Origin of the sequence: Enterobacter cloacae complex sp. P12RS (genome assembly GCF_014895875.1) — a bacterium.
Taxonomy (GTDB): Bacteria; Pseudomonadota; Gammaproteobacteria; order Enterobacterales; family Enterobacteriaceae; genus Enterobacter; species Enterobacter bugandensis.
The window spans coordinates 94,942-112,405 of the sequence record NZ_JADBQO010000010.1; the positions used below are offsets into that span (position 1 = coordinate 94,942).

Genomic DNA, 17,464 nt, shown 5'->3' on the forward strand with positions numbered 1-17,464 from the left:
ATGCCGATAAATGATAAGACCCCACGCCCGCAGGAATACGCCGCGGTCGATCTTGGCTCTAACAGTTTTCACATGGTCATCGCCCGTGAGGTGGATGGCGCGCTGCAGATCATCGGTCGTCTGAAGCAGCGCGTACACCTGGCGGATGGGCTTGATGAGCGCAGCATGCTCAGCGAAGAGGCGATGGAGCGTGGTTTAAACTGCCTGTCGCTGTTTGCCGAACGCCTGCAGGGCTTCTCGCCCTCCAGCGTTTGCATCGTGGGCACCCACACGCTGCGCCAGGCGCTCAACGCGCCGGAGTTCCTCAAGCGGGCCGAAAAAGTGATCCCCTACCCGATTGAGATCATCTCCGGTAACGAGGAGGCGCGTCTGATTTTCATGGGCGTTGAACATACCCAGCCGGAAAAAGGGCGCAAGCTGGTGATCGACATCGGCGGTGGTTCTACGGAGCTGGTGATCGGCGAAGACTTTGAGCCGCGCCTGGTGGAGAGCCGTCGCATGGGCTGCGTCAGCTTCGCGCAGATGTACTTCCCCGGCGGCACCATTACCCGTGAAAACTTCCAGCGGGCGAAAATGGCTGCGATCCAGAAGCTGGAGAATCTGGCCTGGCAGTACCGCATTCAGGGCTGGAACGTGGCGCTGGGCGCGTCGGGCACCATCAAGGCGGCGCATGAAGTGCTGCTGGCGATGGGTGAAAAAGACGGTTTTATCACGCCTGAACGCCTGACCCTGCTGACCGAAGAGGTGCTGAAGCATAAAAGTTTTGACGCCCTAAGCCTGCCGGGGCTTTCCGACGAGCGTAAGGCAGTCTTCGTGCCGGGCCTGGCTATTCTCTGCGGCGTGTTTGACGCCCTGGCGATTAAAGAGCTGCGCCTTTCCGACGGCGCGCTGCGTGAGGGGGTGCTGTATGAGATGGAGGGCCGCTTCCGCCATCAGGACATTCGCAGCCGCACCGCGCAGAGCCTGGCCAACCAGTACAACATCGACCGCGAGCAGGCGAAGCGCGTCCTGGAAACCACGGTGCAGATGTACGAGCAGTGGCAGGAGCAGAACCCCAAGCTGGCGCACCCGCAGCTTGCCGCGCTGCTGAAATGGGCCGCGATGCTGCACGAGGTAGGGCTGAACATCAACCACAGCGGGATGCACCGCCATTCAGCGTATATTCTGCAAAACAGCGATCTGCCCGGCTTCAACCAGGAGCAGCAAACCATGATGGCGACCCTGGTGCGCTATCACCGTAAAGCCATCAAGCTCGACGATCTGCCGCGCTTCACGCTGTTTAAGAAAAAGCAGTTCCTGCCGCTTATTCAGCTGCTGCGCCTGGGCGTGCTGCTGAACAATCAGCGTCAGGCCACCACCACACCGCCGACGCTGAAGCTGAAAACCGACGATCACCACTGGACGCTGAGCTTCCCGCACGACTGGTTTAGCCAGAACGCGCTGGTCCTGCTGGACCTGGAAAAAGAGCAGCAGTACTGGGAAGCGGTCACCGGCTGGATGCTCAAAATCGAAGAAGATAGCGCCGACGTCGCCGCGTAACGGCTCAGGCGTCCGCCGTGGACGCCTCTGCTTCCAGCAGTGACTCAAGCGGTGCCGGTCTGCCTATCAGATAGCCCTGCACATAATCAATGCCTAGCGCGTGCACCGCGCTACGTATCTCTTCGGTCTCGACATATTCCGCCACCACCAGCATCTTCTTCATGCGCGCCAGATGACAGATAGAGGCCACAATCTGGTAATCCAGGCTGTTGTTGACGATATTGCGGATGAAATCGCCGTCGATTTTGAGAATGTCCGCATCCACGCTTTTCAGCCGCGCATAGCTCGCATAGCCGGTACCAAAATCATCGATCGCAATGCGTACCCCCATTTTCTGCAGCTGCCGCAGGATGTGGAGCCCCTGCTCCGCGTTGCAGAAGGTGCTGCACTCCGTCACTTCAAAGATCAGCTGCCACGGCTCAATGGCATATTTCGCCAGCAGGCGACTCACCTCAAGCGGGAACTGCACCCGACACACCGTTGAAGGGGCCAGATTAATGGCAAAGCGCTGGCCGGGCAGCCGTTCGCGATGCGCGGCGAGGAAGCGCAGCGTATGCTCCAGCACCCACAAATCCACCCGCGAAGAGAGGCCAAACTCCTGGGCTATCGGCAGGAATTGTTCAGGGGAGATCAACAGTCCGTTTGCATCAGTCATCCGCAGCAAGACCTCATGATAGCTATCGCCACGCAGGCCGCGTACGGGCTGAACGAGCAGCGTGAATGCGTTGTTATCCAGCGCACGCTGCAGGCGACTCATCACCGCGACTTTATCCTTCAGGCTGCGCTGCAGATGGACGGCGCCGCGCTGCTGAAGATTTTCCGGGTGGTTAGAGGAGAGCGACAGATCGGCCACCACCCCCAGCTCACCCAGCACCAGATAGAGGTGGTTAACCGGCGAACGCACATAGCAGTAGCTCACCCCCACCTGCGGCTGCAGCGGCATGCCGTCCCAGACAAAGCGGAACTGCTTGATGTGCTCGTCCAGGGTTTCAATCCGCTGCTGGTGCGATTCGGCATTTAGGCGAACCGCCATGTCACAGCCCGTCAGGTGATAGACCTGCTCATTGGGCTGGAGCGTGCCGTTAATCCATTGCGCCAGCTGCTGTTTGTACTGAATGCGCAGTAACACGCCATAGTTACGGCCCAGAATTTCAAGCTCCGGAACGCGGAGTAAACAGAGCGCTGACCACGGGTTTTTCGCCAGATCGCGCGAGAGCGCCCGCAGGTTAGGCATATGCAGAACCGGGTCGAGCAGCGCCAGCCTGCGGGAGCGTTTGTTCACCGCCCGCTGCCGGGTCGCCAGCATCGACATGTAAATCACCACAAACGAGAAGACCAGATAGCTGGAAGAGGTGATTGCCAGCTGAATGTCGTACCCCTGGTTCACGGGGATATAGCGGTAAAAATAGTGAATAGACACCAGCAGTATCGGGATCCAGATAAGCGAAATCAGCTTATAGCCAAAGCGCATCGCTCCCCAGAGCATCACCGGCATCAGCAGCGACAGGGTGTAGTTAGTGGTGAAAATCGAACTGTTTTCATTCATCGGCAGCAGCAGGAGCGAAAGCAGCCCGGCAAGCGCAATGGCCCAAATCAGAAACTCAGCGCGCGTCACCTTTTTGTCTATCTGGGTACGGATCTGCGAGATGAGGCTTTTGAGATAGCGCGGATGACGAATCAGGCGGATCAGCAAATAACTTAACGGCACGCCCGTCAGACCGCTGACCAGCAAGGCCTGATAGTTGATCAGCGTGCGAATGTTGAGGGGGTTAAGCCCTGCCAGGCTCTGGCGACTCTCATACACGCCCAGATACACCGCAAACTGGAACAACAGCAGAAACAGCGTCGCGGGGCAGAAGGCCTGCCAGAAGATGCGCTGCGCCATCAGCCGTACGTCGCCGTACGCCGTCATATTGCGTCTGGGCGCAAACACCCGGTAGCCGCCCCAGCTAAGCACTATAGGGACAATAAAATGGAGCACGCCGGCGACGGTTTCAAACATCCCGACCGACGGGTAATAGCGGATAAACAGCGACAACACGATCCCGGGAAGGGCTTCCAGACCAAAAAACATCATCAGCGAAAGCAAAAACGAGAGCGGTAAATAATAAAGTGCCGCTATCCCGTCGCCCAGGTGCGTGAACGTATTCGCCACGCTCAGTACGGGAAGTAAAACCACCGGTAAAATAAGCGGCAATACCCACCAGCGGTGTTGATTCTTTTTCAGGAAAGCAAAAATGTTCATAGATGCCCGGTTAAACCCCTTTTTCTCCAGAAGGAAAATAATGACAGGCATCCAACCTGACCTGGCGCCGCCCGGCCACGTGCGGGGCGAACGGTATGGAGGAGGGATTTTAAATATCAGGGCCGGGAATCCGTTGACATAAATCAAACTATTTTACGCAAATAAGCTTTGCACCGCTTTTTTTTGAAATAATTTTCTTCATATTATCAATATGGTAAATGCAAATATTAATTTCAATAACAATAATTAATGTAAACGTTGACGGTTATTTACACATGACGGAATTGACCCTCTCTTTCCGCTGTGCCTTAATATCCCCGTCGCCCAGAAGGGCATGCCCAGGAAAAAGAAGAGTGAGTCAGGCCACGCGTATGCGCAAACGACACCGTTTTAACACCCGGATGACCCGCATTATACTGCTCATCAGCTTTCTGTTTTTCTTTGGCCGCTTCGTTTACTCTTCCATCGGCGCCTGGTATCACCATCAGGACAAAATCCAGTCGCAGCAGTCCAGCCTGAACGTCGACGCCGCTGACCGCTAGCCCTGCGATGGGTTTTGCACCAGCCGAATAATCCCCGCGATCCCTTTGCTGAGGATCTTGTCCTGCCGCATCACGATGGCGAGCTGGCGCTGCAGCACGGGCGTGAGCGACATGACGCAGAGCCCTTCACGGTCAGCATCATGCTCAACCGCCATTCGCGGAACGATACTGTAGCCGAGCCCCACCCGAACCATACGCTTAATCGCCTCAATGCTGCCAAGCTGCATCACCGGCGCGATCGCTAACCCATTGGCCGCAAACCAGCCATCAATGAGCGCCCGGGTACCGCTGCCAGACTCAAAGGCGATTAGCGGCTGAGCATGGAGCGCCTCCGGGGTTAACTCCCTGAAAGCATCCTGCTGTTCCCGCGACGCGATAAAAACAAACTCCTCGTCCATCACTGGCATAACGTCCAGCGCTCTGCCGCTGACCGGCAGCGTCACCAGCCCCATATCGAGACGGTTCTCTTCAATGGCCCTGACGATATCGAGGGTGTTGCCCGTTGTTACGCCCACCCGCAGGAGCGGATAGTCGCGGCGCAGCTGCTCCAGCAGGGGCGGCAGAAGGTGGATACAGGCCGTCGCCCCCGTGCCAAGCGTAATGGTCCCGCTGACATCGTGGCTGAACGCGCTCACGGACTGCAGGGTTTCGTCCACAACCTGCTGAATGCGCTCTCCGTGAACCAGCAGTGACTCTCCTGCCGCCGTGGCCTTAATGCCCCGCCCGGTACGCTCCACCAGCCGCGTTTGCAGAAACTGCTCCAGCTGACGTATTTGCAGACTAACGGCGGGCTGGGAAATGCCCAGCAGATCCGCCGCCGCCGAAAAGCTGCCGCGCTGGATCACCAGACGGAACGTCGCGAGATAGCCAAGGTTAAGCGTCGTCATTCAAAGTTTCTCTTATACAGCGCATAAGGTTGCAGGCCTGCCAGCACAATACCGCGCTCGCTATGCTCAGGACAACTGCATAACGGAATGAAAAACAATGGAAACACCTGCCCTGCCTCGTCGCCTTGCCCTTACTGCCGGATGTAATCAGCTTATCAACTGGGGGATCTCGTTTTATCTGCCCGGCACCTTTGCGCGGACCATTTCAGCCGACCGGGGATGGTCAGCGCCGCAGATTTACCTCGGCCTGACGCTGGCGATGCTGGTGATGGCCGCGGTCTCCCCTTTCGTCGCCCGTCTGCTGGCACGCTTTGGCGGACAGAAAGTGGTAATGGGCGGAACGCTGCTGATTGCCGCAAGCTGCGCCGGTATGGCGTATACCCGGACGCTGTCTGGCTGGTACGGCGCCTGGCTACTGTGCGGCATCGGGATGCGTCTGTCGCTGTATGACGCACTGTTCGCCGCGCTGGTTAATCTATATGGTCAGCAGGCACGTGGGACGATCTCACGTATTACGCTGATGGGCGGGCTGGCGTCTGCCGTCTTCTGGCCGCTGGGCGATGGCCTGCTTCACATCATGAGCTGGCAGGACGCGTTACGCATTTATGCCCTGCTTGGCCTGCTGAGCTCAGTGCTGATCCGCACGCTTCCCCGGCAGCGGCTGACGGAAAACACGAAGGCCATCGCGCCGCCCCTGCGCAACGAGCGGCGTAACGCCTGGCTTTATGCGGCCTTCATCGCCCTTATCACCTTTGTCTCTAACGGCACCTCCACCCATCTGCCGGAGTTTATTGCCCACTTTGGCCTGCCGGTCGCCATCGGCATGCTGTGGGGGATCGGCCAGACGGGCGCGCGCTCGCTGGAGGTGCTGGCAGGCGGCCGCTTAACCCCCTTCAAACTCACGCTCTTCACCGCCCTCGCCATGCCGCTCTGCTTTATTCTGGGGATGAGCAGCCCCCTCTTTGCGTGGTGTGCGGCCGGGTTTGTGCTGGGCTACGGCGCCATCAACGGGCTGGTCACCATAGTAAAAGCCACGCTGCCACTGGAGCTGTTTAGCACGGAAAGCTATGCCCGCCGCACGGGTATGCTGCTTATCCCGGGCCAGCTGATGGCCGCAGCCGCACCGTTTGCCTATGCGTGGCTGAACAAAACGCTGGGGATCGCGGGTGCAATGGGAGTGTCGACGGGGTTAACGCTGGTGATTGCCGGGCTGTCGATAGCGATCGTGCGCCATCCCGGTAGGCAAACTGTATCGCACTGTATCCCGCGCGACGCGCTGACAAACGGGTACAAAACGCCCCCTCCGGCAAATATCTCCGATACATAAAAATGGTTTTCTTTCCCTGTCGTCATTCAGAACTGATGAGGAGAGAACCATGATTCGTCGTTACGCAATTTTACCCCTGCTCGTCCTGGCCTCTGTAACACATGCCCAGGCCACACCGCTGGACAACCTGAGCGCCGCGGACGTTAACGGCCCCGCCGCCGTTGCCCCGCTGGCGCAGCCGCAACCGCCTGCAAAACTGATCGTCGATCCGCCGCTTGCCGGGCCGCTGAGCAAAGGCGCGGTGTTTATTCAGTACCGGGCCGAAAACCTGCGCATCGAGCCGGTATTCGGCCCCGAGGCGCTCAAGGTGACCCCGCGCATCGGGCACATTCACGTGGTGGTGGACGGTGCGCCGTGGCACTGGGCTGACGCCAGCGGCGAGCCGGTGATCCTGGTGGGGTTGCCCGCCGGCAAGCACAAGGTAACGATCATCCTGGCTGACCCGACGCACAAGCCGCTCGACCACAAAACCATTGAATTCACCGTCCCGCCCCACGCGGCGATCCACCATTTTTAATGGAGTCTGAACATGAAAGCACTGTCTGTACTGACGGCGGCCCTGCTGGCGCTTTCTGCCAGCGCCTTCGCAGAAAATAAAACCAGCGTCGTGCTGGTGCACGGCGCGTTTGCCGACGGCAGCAGCTGGAATAAGGTGATAACCCTTCTGCAGAAACAACACGCAGAGGTCATTGCCGTCCAGCTCCCGCTCACCTCGCTTAATGATGATGTTGCCGCCACAAAACGGGCCATCGCCCGGGCGCACGGCGACGTGGTGCTGGTAGGCCACTCCTGGGGCGGCACCGTGATTAGCGAGGCGGGCAACGATGCACGGGTAAAATCGCTGGTCTATGTGGCGGCGTTCGCGCCGGATTCCGGCCAGTCGACGGCGGATCTGGCAGGTAGCTTCCCTCCGCCGCCGGGCAGCGCGGGCATCGCCAAAACGGCGGACGGCTATTTATACCTGCCGACAGAAGCCGTCAGGAAGGACTTCGCGCCTGACGTGAAGCCGGGTGAACAAAACGCTATCGCGGCCACGCAGGGGCCGATTAAAGCCGATGCGTTTGGTGAAAAGGTGACTCACGCGGCGTGGCATGATAAACCGAGCTGGTTTGTGGTCAGCAAGCATGACCGGATGATCAACCCCGACCTGGAACGTGCGATGGCGAAGGCGATACATGCGAAAACCACCGAGGTGGCCGCGAGCCACGTGTCGATGGTGAGTCAGCCTGAGGCCATCGCCCGGACGATTGAGCAGGCGAGGCGGACGCACTGAGGACAATTCGCCCGGCGGCGCTACGCTTGCACGAACCTACGATTTCGTAGGCTGGGTAAGCGCAGCGCCTCCCGACAAGAAAGGCCGTCTCAGCCCCCCCTCTCTGCGGGATAATCGCGATTAATCCACGCGTGGTCCTCTTCCCAGGTGAACATCCATTTGCGCACCGGACCGGCCATCACGTTGAGGTAGTAGCTGTCATACCCGGCCATCGTCGCCACCGGATGATACCCCTTCGGCACCATCACCACGTCACGGTTGTAGACCGCCATACACTCATCCAGCGTTCTGTCGTCGGTGTAGACGCGCTGCATGCAGAACCCCTGCTCCGGGTTGAGGCGATGATAGTAGGTCTCCTCCAGGTAGGTCTCCTGCGGCGGGTTATCCGTGTCATGCTTGTGGCTCGGGTACGAGCTGGTACAGCCCTCGTTAGTCCAGACCTCCACCACCAGCAGGCTGTCGGCGGGCTTGTCTTCCGGCAGAATGTTGTGCACGTAGCGCTGGTTGTGCCCCTTGCCGCGCGCTTCAGCGTCGATATCCTGCGGGGCAATCAGCCGCGTCGGGTACGAGCCCTTGCCCGGCGCGGCGCAGACCGCCAGCTCCAGCGCCGTCAGCGCCTTCACCTGCACCGTCTCCTGCGGGGTAACGTACACCACCCACGGCTTGATGCGCTCGAAGGGGCTCATCCGCTCGCCGATATCGTTAAACTGCGCGGAAGGAGTGGTGATAGAGGCGCGCCCGGCGACCAGCACCAGGCAGCGTTCTTCCCTGACGGCGGGCAGCGTCAGCGTCTGCCCCTCCTGCAGCTCATACGCCTCAAACCCGACGTACCCCCACCCTGCGCGTTCCGGGGTGACGGACTGAGTGCGCCCCTCCGCGTTCGGCTGCTGCCAGCGTGATAACAGACGTGACATGTCACCTCCTCAAATAAGCCCGGCGTCGCGCGCCAGGCGGCTCAGGTTGTTATACCCCAGACGAGCGTAGGTCAGCGGATGGGCAATCGCCGGATCCTGCTCGGCCTCCACCACCAGCCAGCCGCGATAGTCCTGCGCCTTCAGCAGACTCATGATCGGCGGGTAATCGACGCAGCCGTCGCCCGGCACGGTAAACACGCCGCTCAGCACCGCATCGAGGAAGCTGGTTTTGCGGTTTTTCACGTCCGCCAGCACGTCGGCGCGCACGTCTTTGCAGTGAACGTGGTTGATGCGCGACGCCCAGCGCTGCGCCACCGACAGCGGATCGGCCCCGGCAAAGGTCAGGTGACCGGTGTCCAGCAGCAGTCCCACCGCCTCTCCGGTGTGGGTCATCAGGTTGTCCACGTCTTCGTCGGACTCAATCACCGTACCCATGTGATGATGGTAAGCAATCTGGACTCCCTGTTGCTGCGTGTAGCGGGCAAATTCGGTGAGCTTCTCGCCGTACTCCTTCCAGCGCGCCTGAGGGAAGCGCGGACGCAGATGCACCGGGGTCTGCTGCTCGCCGTGAATGCAGCCGCTCACTTCCGCAAAGACCAGCACCTTCGCCCCCAGCTCGCGCAGCAGCGTCAGGTGCGGCTGCACGGCGGCGATCTCCGCCTCCACGCTGCGCTCCAGCAGGCGGCCGGAGTACCAGCCGGAGACCAGCTGCAGGTCGTGGCGCTGCAAAATCGGGCCAAGCAGGCGCGCTTCGCGCGGAAATTTGTTGCCCAGCTCGAAGCCGGCAAAACCGGCCTCTTTCCCTTCGCTCAGGCAGGTCTCCAGCGAGGTTTCCGCGCCGAGGGAAGGCAGATCGTCGTTCGTCCACGTCAGCGGGTTAATGCCTAATTGCACACTCATTGTTATCTCCATTATGCGTGTCCGCGCTCGCGCCACCAGGCGATAAGCTGCAGGTAGTTGTCCCGGATGCGCGCCACCAGCTGCGCATCGTCAATATCGTGCTTCAGCCACGCGCGGGAGGCGTCGCCAAACAGCGTGCGCCCCACGGCGAAGCCTTTAACCAGCGGCTGCCCCGCTGCGGCCTTGAAGCCCGCGCGCAGCTGTTCCGCCGGAGCGTCCAGACCGAGGATCACTACCCCGCGGCAGTGCGGGTCCCGGCGTTCGATAATCTCGCCGAGCGCCGTCCAGCCGTCGGCGGAAAGCGGCGGCAGCTTCCACCAGTCCGGGTAAATGCCCAGGTTGTAGAAGCGGGAAATGGCGCGCAGGTAGAGCTCGTCGCTGCGCGGCATGCTGGCGGGCAGGATCACCTCCAGCAGCAGCTCGTGCCCGGACCGGCAGCAGGCGTGGTACACCTCAGCGATTTTCTGCTCCTGCTCCAGGCGCAGGCCGTGGGCGTCTTCCGGGTGGAAGAAGACCAGGCACTTCACCACGTGCTCCTGCGGCCAGCTGATAAGCTGGGTGCCGATGTTGCCGTGCTCCATCTCCAGCGGCCGGGAGCCCGGCAGCTCAATGGGGCGACCAATCCACCACCCTTCCCCGGTGATCGCGTTCAGCGCGTCCTGACCAAAGGTGCCGTCGCACAGCAGGCCGGCTTTGCCCTCAAGCCCGGCGCGGCTCGCCGCCTCGCGGCTGGCCTGCAGGATCAGCTGCTTCAGCGCCGGAATGCGCTTAAGCGACGCGCCGCACTGCATAGCCATATCCTCAAGCTGGCTGCGGTGATCGAAGGCCATCACGCACAGCTCCGGCCACTCGCGGCGGCGCGTGGTGACCCGGTGGAGATGGTTAAGACGCGGGTCAAGATCCGGGCGCGGCACAACCGCAGCGCGGGAGAGATAGTCATCCAGCTCGATTTTGCTCGGCATCGCCGGGGCGCAGCCGTGGCGCGAGACCACCAGCGCGCCGCAGGCGTTGGCGTAGCGGCACGCCTGCTCCCAGCCCTCGTCGTTCAGGTAGCCGCGCAGCAGGCCGGACATAAACGCGTCCCCCGCCCCGAGAACGTTCAGCACTTCCACGCGCACGCCTGTCACCGTCAGGCCGTCGTCCAGCCGGGGCGGAATGGCGTCGGTATAGACCGAGCAGCCCAGCGCGCCGCGCTTGCAGACCAGCGTTGCTTCACTGACGGCGCGCACCTGCCCCAGCGCCTGCAGGGTATCCGTGCTGCCGCCCGCAATGTGGAACTCCTCTTCGGTGCCGACAATGACGTCGAAGAGGTGCAATACCTCCTGCAGCTCGCGGGTGACCTGGTCGGCGGCGATAAAGCGCGTTTCGCCGTCGCCTAAGGAGGTGAGCCCCCACAGCACCGGACGGTAGTCGATGTCCAGCACCGTGCGCACGCCGTGACGGCGGGCATAGCCCAGCGCCGTCAGCACCGCCTCGCGGGTCTGCGGATGAGAAAGATGGGTCCCGGTGATGGCAAGACAACGTGCGGAGGCAATGTAGCTTTCATCCACATCGCTGGCGGTAATCGCCATATCCGCGCAGTTATCGCGATAAAAAATCAGAGGAAAGGTGTCCCGGTCTTTAATGCCGAGTAGCACCAGCGCCGTGAGGCGCTCTTTATCGGTAATCAGATGGCTGGTATCGCAGCCTACCTGGTTGAGCTCTTCGCGCAGGAAGCGGCCCATATGTTCATCGCCGACGCGCGCCAGCATCGACGAGCGCAGTCCCTGGCGCGCGGTGCCGTACGCCACGTTGCCGGAGGATCCGCCAAGGTATTTGGCGAAGCTCGACACGTCCTCCAGGCGGGCACCAATCTGCTGACTATAGAGGTCTACCGCCACGCGGCCCATGCATATCACATCAAACTGCTTTTCCACGTTGATACCTCATCAGACAATGTCGTTCACGTTCAGCCAGCGGCCCTGCAGGTGCGAGAGCGCAATCGCGTCCAGCACGCGCGACACCTTCCAGCCCTCTTCGAAGTCCGGCCACATCGGCGCGTCGGCGGCAATCCCGTCCACCAGGTCGCGTACTTCCACCGTTTTTTGATCGTTAAAGCCAATTCCGTGGCCTGCGCCCATGCAGAACGCGGCGTAGTCCGGGTGCGCCGGGCCGACGAGCAGCGTGCGGAACCCCTGACGGTTCACCGGATCGTCATGCAGATAGAGCTTTAGCTCCGCCATGCGCTCCTGGGTGAAGCTGATGGCGCCCTTCGTCCCGGTGATCACGTACGAGAGCCCCATCTTGCGGCCGCAGGCGACGCGGGAGGTTTCAATAACACCCTGCGCCCCGCCCGCGAAGCGCACCATAGCGTGGGCCTGATCCTCGTTTTCCACCGCAATCTTCTCTGACGATCCGGCCTTCGCCGGGCGCGCCGGGACCACGATCTTCAGATCGCCGCAGACCTGCTCGATATCGCCCACCAGGTACTGAGCCATATTGACGATATGCGCCGCGAGGTCGCCCAGCGCGCCCAGCCCGGCGGTCTCTTTAAAGCAGTGCCAGTGGATGGGCGACAGCGGGTCGGCCATATAGTCTTCGTTGTGGGTGCCGTAGAAGTGGATCACCTCGCCAATCTCGCCGCGGGCAATAATTTCCTTCGCCAGCTGCGCCGTTGGGTTCTTCATGTAGTTGAACCCCACCAGCGTTTTCACCCCGGCCCGCTTCGCGGCGTCGACCATCTCGCGCGCATCATGGGCGTTGAGCGCCAGAGGCTTCTCCGAGTAGACGTGCTTGCCGTGGCGGATCGCCTCCAGCGCCATCTCTTTATGCAGGTGGTTAGGTGAGCAAATATCCACCACGTCAATGGCCGGGTCGGCCACCAGCGCCCGCCAGTCTCCCGTTGAACGGTTAAAGCCAAACGCCCGGGCGCGCTCTGCCGCCAGCTCCGGCGTGACTTCCGCCACCATCTCGCGCACCAGCCTGCCGCGCAGGTTGAACACCGTCGGGGCCTGGGCATAAGCGATAGCGTGCGCCTTGCCGATATACCCGGTGCCAATCAATCCAATACGAACCTCTTTCATCACGATCCTCACAGTGCGCCGCGACGGCTCTTGGCGTAGGTATCAAACGCCACCGCCAGAACGATAATTAACCCGGTGATAATCTGCTGGTAGTAAGCCGAGACGTTCATCAGCACCAGGCCGTTAATCAGAATGCCCATAATGATGGAGCCGATAATGGTGCCGCCGATGCGCCCGTAGCCGCCCATCAGCGAGGTACCGCCGATCACCACCGAGGCGATAACGCGCAGCTCAAAGGAGATACCGGCCACCGCCTCGGCGCTCCCCAGACGCGCGCTCAGGATGAAGCCCGCCAGCCCGGCCAGACAGCCGATCAGCACGTAGACGCTGACGAGCACGCGCTTGACGTTAACCCCCGCCAGGCGCGCCGCCTCCGGGTTGCCGCCGATGGCGTAGACGAAGCGGCCCCAGCGGGTTTTATGCAGCGCCAGATAGCCGCCGACGGCGACGATGGCGAAGATCCAGATCGGAATGGAGATGCCGAGCAGCTCGCCGCGTCCCCACCAGCGGTAGCCGGGGTCGAAACCAGCGATCGGTGCGCCGTCGTTGATCACCAGGGTCAGGCCGCGCCAGATGGTCATCCCGCCGAGGGTGACGATAAACGGCGGCAGGCGCAGGCGGGTGACGCCCAGACCGTGCAGGAAGCCAATCGCCGTGCCCATCGCCAGACAAATCCCCAGCCCGATCAGCCAGCTCATGCCGCCCCAGGCGTTCGGGTCGACGGTGGTGAAGTTATCGCCCTTAATGACGTACGCCGCGGTCATGGCGCACACCGCCAGAATGGAGCCCACGGAGAGGTCGATCCCGGCGGTCAGAATGACGAAGGTCATCCCCACGGCCATGATCCCGTAGATGGAGACTTCGGTCAGGATGTTGAAAATATTGCGTTCAGAGAAAAAGTTACTGTTCTGCGACTGAAAGAAGATCAGCAGCAGGATCATGAAAATCAACACCCCGAAGCGCTCGAAGAAGGCGATGGGATCGATGCGTCCGGCGCGTTTGACCGGGGCCTGCGTTTTAGAAATCATCTGCGTCATGAGAAACTCCGTTATGCCGCGTTCAGGGCGTTGTGGTTGATGGCCATCATCGTCATCAGCCGTTCTTCGTTAGCGTCGTCACCGTGGATCTCGCCGGTCACCCGGCCTTCGCTGAGGGTGATGATCCGGTCAGACACCGCCATCACTTCAGGCAGATCGGAGGAGATCACGATCACCGCCACGCCCTTTTTCGCCATGTCAAACAGCACCTGGTGCACTTCCGATTTGGTCCCCACGTCAATGCCGCGCGTCGGCTCATCGACGATCAGCACCCGCGGGTTGAGCGCCATGCAGCGCGCGAGGATCACCTTCTGCTGGTTACCGCCGGAGAGCTTGCGCACCTCCTGCGCGCTGTTGACCATTTTGATCTGCAGGGCCTGCCGGTAGGACTCAATCAGATCGTCCTCTTTGCGGGTGTTCACGAACCAGCGCCACTGCAGCAGCGAGGAGAGGCACGAGAGCGACAGGTTGTCGCGAATCGACAGCCCGAGCACCGCCCCCTCTTTTTTACGGTCTTCGGGCACCAGCGCCACGCCCTGGTCGAGGGCATACAGCGGGTCGCGCGGCTGGTACGGCACGCCGTCCAGCTCAAAGCTCCCGGAGGTAAAGGCGTCTGCGCCAAACAGGCAGCGAGCCACCTCGGTGCGTCCCGCGCCCACCAGCCCGGCAATCCCTAAGACCTCCCCGGCATGGACGTGGAAGCTGATGTCGTGCAGGGCGATGCCGTGCGGATCCAGCGGCGGCTTTTCACGGCTCAGCCCCTTCACCGCCAGGCGGACAGGTTTGTCTTGATGATGGGTTTCGCTGGCGGGGCGACGGTTAAAGGCCACGTCGCGCCCGACCATCAGGCGGATCAGCTGTTCGACGTTGGTCTCCGCTACCGCGCCAGTGCCGGTGAAGCGGCCGTCCTGAAATACGGTGAAGCGATCGCAGAGCTGGAAAACTTCGTGCAGGCGGTGGGTAACATAAATAATGCTCACGCCGCGGTTTTTAAGCTCCCGCACCACGCGGTGCAGGCTTTCCACCTCGCTGTCGCTCAGCGCGGCGGAAGGTTCGTCCATGATGATCAGGCGAGCGTTGAGGGTCAGCGCCCGGGCGATCTCCACCATCTGCTGCTGGGCGACGCTCAGACGGGCGACCGGCGTGGTCGGCGCAACGTTTAGCTGCAGGTAATCGAGAATGACCTGCGCCTCCTGATTTACCGCCCTTTCGTCGACGATCAGGTTCCGTTTACGCGGCTCGCGCCCGAGAAACATGTTTTCCGCGACGGTCATGTTGGGCAGCAGGTTGAATTCCTGATAGATGGTGATAATGCCCTTGTTCTGCCGTTCCACCGGGGAGTCGTCCACCGGCAGCATTTCGCCGTTGAACCAGATATCCCCGCGGGTTTGCGGCTGCGCGCCCGCAAGCGCCTTCAGCAGCGTGGATTTTCCCGCTCCGTTTTCCCCCAGCAGGGCGTGGATCTCCCCCGCGCCGACGGTCAGTTGGGCGCTGCTTAGCGCCCAGACGCCGGAAAAGCTTTTTGCCAGGTCGGTCACTTTCAGTAAGGGTTGCGACATCGGTCTGCTCCTCCTCATGTTGAGCCGCCAGAGGCGGCTCGGGACATATCAGTTACCGGCCTCACCGATACGCTCAGCCTGCTGCAGGTTCTCTTTGGTGATAAGCGTTGGCGGGTAGTCGGCCCCGGTGATGGCTTTCTTCTCGCGCACGTTGGCCACCAGCTGGCTCATCGCCGTCTGCACCGCAAAGCCCGGACGCTGATCCGCCGTTACCGCCAGCCAGCCGTCGCGCACGCGGGCCAGCGCTTCCGGTACCGCATCAAAGCCAGTCACGAGGATTTCACCCGGCTTCACGCCCTGGCTCTGCAGGGCTTCAATCGCGCCCAGCGCCATATCGTCGTTGGCGGAGAGGATCACCTGCGGGCGTTTCGGTAGCGAAGGCAGAACGCTTTCGACGATGCGCATCCCTTCAGAACGCATCCAGTTGCCGGTCTGATCGGCGACGATCTTGTATTTATCCCCGCCCGCCTTCAGGCTGTCGCGGATCCCTTTGGTGCGTTCAATATTGGAGGAGGAGCCCGGCTGGCCGGTGAGCAGGATGATCTCTGCCCCGTCGGGGAATTTGGTTTTGACGAAGTCGCCAATCGCCTGGCCGCCTTTGTAGTTGTTGGCGCCAAAGTGGGGCACTTTCTTCTGGCTGTCGACGGAGCGGTCTAGGGTGACCACCGGCAGCTTCGCATCCTGAATTTCATCCACCGCGCTGGAGACCGCGTTCACGTCGTTCGGGGAGACGATAAAGCCCTGCGCCCCGCGGGTGATGGCGTTTTCCAGGTCAGCCACCTGCTTGGGTGAACTGCCCTGCCCGTCCAGTACCTGAAGCTTCACGCCCATCTCTTTCGCGGCTTTCACCGCCGTGCGCTGCATGTGAACCTCAAACGGCATGGCCAGGTTTGGCGTACTGAAAACAATCTGCTCGTTTTCGGCGAGGGCGGCCCCGGACGTCATGGCGATGAGGGCGGCTAAGATCAGTTTTTTCATTATTATGTCTCTCTGTGTAGGGTTGTTGTGTTTAGAGGACGATCTCGCGCTGGCTACGCAGCGACTCCAGCGCTTTATCCGCGAGGTACAGCGCACGTTCACCATCATCGCCGCTGCAGTCAGGCACCGCTTCGCCGCGCAGGACCGCAACAAAGTGTTCCCATTCCGCGGCGTAAGCGGATTTGTAGCGCTGCAGGAAGAAATGTTCCGGCAGCGCGCTGGTGCAGCCCTGTTTGCCGTAGTGCTGCACCTGGTTTTCCAGAATATTGCCGGCGCACAGCAGCCCTTCGGAGCCGTGCAGCTCCAGGCGCTGGTCGTAACCGTAAGAGGAGCGGCGGCTGTTGACGATGGTCGCCATCGCGCCGGAGGCATATTTCAGAACGATAAACGCGGTATCGATATCCCCCGCCTCGCCAATCGCCGGATCCACCAGGTTACTGCCCTGGGCATACACCGACACCGGCTCTTCGCCCATGATGAAACGGGCCATGTCGAAGTCGTGAATGGTCATATCGCGGAACATGCCGCCGGAGACGCGCACGTACTCCGCAGGCGGCGGAGACGGGTCGCGGGAGATGATCAGCAACGATTCCGGCTTGCCGATGCGCCCGGCCTGGGCATCGGTTTTCACGCGGCGGAACTGCGGGTCAAAGCGGCGGTTAAAGCCGATGAACAGCGGCACGTCGTACTCTTTAACCACTTTCAGGCAGTCGCGCACGCGGGCGAGGTCGAGGTGTACCGGCTTTTCGCAGAAGATAGCCTTGCCGTGGCGGGCGGCCATTTCAATCAGATCCGCGTGGGTGTCGGTGGCGGAGGCGATCAGCACGGCGTGAACGTTAGGATCGGTCATCGCCTCATCCACGCTCTGCTGGCGGGCCTGATACTGTGCGGCGAGACGGGTGGCAAATTCCTGATTCGGGTCAACCACGGACCAGAGCGTGGTCGCGCCGTGGCTGGCGATGTTAGCTGCATGTACCTGGCCAATTCGGCCAGCGCCCAGTAAAGCAATGTTAAACATAACGGCTCCCGGTGTTGGTGAATGCTGTGAACTAACGACCCTATAAATAAAACATTTATTTCATTTTTATAAATAGTGAAAATTATGTTTTTGAGTGCGGGTTAACACTTTTGAGATGTATGAGATAATTTTTGTTATCAATCTCACAACATGAAAGAAGGTACTGCTCACCCCTCACCCCGG

15 protein-coding genes are annotated in these 17,464 nt (G+C 60.9%); 5 read left to right on the forward strand and 10 right to left on the reverse strand.

All coding sequences use genetic code 11. From position 1 onward, the window contains the following. Positions 1-1,539, forward strand: a complete 1,539-nt coding sequence (ppx, locus tag IM284_RS08725; RefSeq protein ID WP_028014034.1) for an exopolyphosphatase — start codon at positions 1-3, stop codon at positions 1,537-1,539. A 4-nt stretch (positions 1,540-1,543) separates the two neighbouring features. Here ppx and IM284_RS08730 read toward each other — a convergent pair whose 3' ends face one another. Further along, positions 1,544-3,784, reverse strand: coding sequence for an EAL domain-containing protein (locus IM284_RS08730; RefSeq protein ID WP_192986434.1), 2,241 nt, complete (start codon positions 3,782-3,784; stop codon positions 1,544-1,546). A 371-nt stretch (positions 3,785-4,155) separates the two neighbouring features. On the opposite strand from IM284_RS08730, the gene IM284_RS08735 reads away from it, so the two are divergent. Beyond that, the gene (locus IM284_RS08735; protein WP_023337595.1) at positions 4,156-4,326 is read left to right on the forward strand and encodes a YfgG family protein; all 171 of its coding nucleotides are present in this window, start codon (positions 4,156-4,158) and stop codon (positions 4,324-4,326) included. On the opposite strand, the gene IM284_RS08740 is transcribed toward IM284_RS08735, so the two are convergent. Continuing rightward, complete coding sequence (locus IM284_RS08740; RefSeq protein WP_047368078.1) at positions 4,323-5,213, reverse strand: LysR family transcriptional regulator; 891 nt, start codon at positions 5,211-5,213, stop codon at positions 4,323-4,325. The two genes, IM284_RS08735 and IM284_RS08740, sit on opposite strands and share 4 nt — an antisense overlap. 97 nt (positions 5,214-5,310) lie before the next feature. Between IM284_RS08740 and IM284_RS08745 the strand changes: the two genes are divergently transcribed. The 3 genes from IM284_RS08745 to IM284_RS08755 are packed head-to-tail and all read left to right on the forward strand — an operon-like array spanning position 5,311 to position 7,813. Next, the gene (locus IM284_RS08745; RefSeq protein ID WP_047368079.1) at positions 5,311-6,540 is read left to right on the forward strand and encodes an MFS transporter; all 1,230 of its coding nucleotides are present in this window, start codon (positions 5,311-5,313) and stop codon (positions 6,538-6,540) included. A gap of 49 nt (positions 6,541-6,589) precedes the next feature. Further along, positions 6,590-7,057, forward strand: a complete 468-nt coding sequence (locus IM284_RS08750; protein ID WP_047368080.1) for a DUF6130 family protein — start codon at positions 6,590-6,592, stop codon at positions 7,055-7,057. Positions 7,058-7,069: 12 nt separating this feature from the next. Then, positions 7,070-7,813 (forward strand): alpha/beta fold hydrolase, encoded by a 744-nt coding sequence (locus IM284_RS08755; RefSeq protein ID WP_047368081.1) that lies wholly within the window; start codon positions 7,070-7,072, stop codon positions 7,811-7,813. 89 nt (positions 7,814-7,902) lie between these two features. Here IM284_RS08755 and iolB read toward each other — a convergent pair whose 3' ends face one another. From iolB to iolG, 8 genes are read right to left on the reverse strand one after another with little or no spacing between them, the layout of a single operon-like run. Further along, positions 7,903-8,727 (reverse strand): 5-deoxy-glucuronate isomerase, encoded by an 825-nt coding sequence (gene iolB, locus IM284_RS08760; RefSeq protein WP_047368082.1) that lies wholly within the window; start codon positions 8,725-8,727, stop codon positions 7,903-7,905. Positions 8,728-8,736: 9 nt separating this feature from the next. Next, positions 8,737-9,627, reverse strand: a complete 891-nt coding sequence (gene iolE, locus IM284_RS08765) for a myo-inosose-2 dehydratase (protein WP_047368083.1) — start codon at positions 9,625-9,627, stop codon at positions 8,737-8,739. A gap of 11 nt (positions 9,628-9,638) precedes the next feature. Beyond that, on the reverse strand, positions 9,639-11,543 hold the full coding sequence (gene iolC, locus IM284_RS08770; protein ID WP_193051229.1) for a 5-dehydro-2-deoxygluconokinase: 1,905 nt from the start codon (positions 11,541-11,543) through the stop codon (positions 9,639-9,641). A gap of 12 nt (positions 11,544-11,555) precedes the next feature. Then, on the reverse strand, positions 11,556-12,689 hold the full coding sequence (locus IM284_RS08775) for a Gfo/Idh/MocA family protein (RefSeq protein ID WP_047368085.1): 1,134 nt from the start codon (positions 12,687-12,689) through the stop codon (positions 11,556-11,558). 8 nt (positions 12,690-12,697) lie between these two features. Beyond that, entirely contained in the window at positions 12,698-13,726 is a 1,029-nt protein-coding gene (locus IM284_RS08780; RefSeq protein ID WP_028014045.1) for an ABC transporter permease, read from the reverse strand. Between the two features lie 11 nt (positions 13,727-13,737). Next, entirely contained in the window at positions 13,738-15,285 is a 1,548-nt protein-coding gene (locus tag IM284_RS08785) for a sugar ABC transporter ATP-binding protein (protein WP_028014046.1), read from the reverse strand. A gap of 48 nt (positions 15,286-15,333) precedes the next feature. Further along, positions 15,334-16,263 (reverse strand): sugar ABC transporter substrate-binding protein, encoded by a 930-nt coding sequence (locus IM284_RS08790; RefSeq protein ID WP_041908742.1) that lies wholly within the window; start codon positions 16,261-16,263, stop codon positions 15,334-15,336. Positions 16,264-16,294: 31 nt separating this feature from the next. Next, positions 16,295-17,281 (reverse strand): inositol 2-dehydrogenase, encoded by a 987-nt coding sequence (iolG, locus tag IM284_RS08795; RefSeq protein WP_047368086.1) that lies wholly within the window; start codon positions 17,279-17,281, stop codon positions 16,295-16,297. Positions 17,282-17,464: the final 183 nt, after the last annotated feature.